The sequence below is a fragment of the Dellaglioa sp. CoH-55-MRSF-7 genome (genome assembly GCF_056782235.1).
In genome coordinates, this window is record NZ_JBXAYI010000156.1 from 1 (window position 1) to 274 (window position 274).

General features: G+C 56.9%; 1 protein-coding gene. It reads right to left on the reverse strand.

The window, feature by feature from the left end; translation table 11 throughout:
* A partial coding sequence (locus tag AC1RPU_RS08230) for a hypothetical protein (protein ID WP_481769684.1) occupies nt 1-274 on the reverse strand: 274 nt, incomplete at both ends.

The window sequence follows — 274 nt, forward strand, 5'->3', positions numbered from 1 at the left end:
GAATACAGCTCACTGATGTCGTTCAGAATGTTTCGAACACGCGGGTCCGCACGGAGGGCCTTGAGATGCACGATGCTAGTAGCCACGGAGCGCGGGGTCGTCCATTCGCGGGCCACGGCGACCGGAACCACGAAGCCAAAGCGCGCTTTCATGGCACCGCCAATAACAGCCCCGACCGGATACGAAATGCCATGTTTCTTCAGCACGTCTTCCAGATTGGCGTCGAGGCTAATGGAGTGCCCTACGATTTTTTCGATAGCAGAAAGAGCCTCGT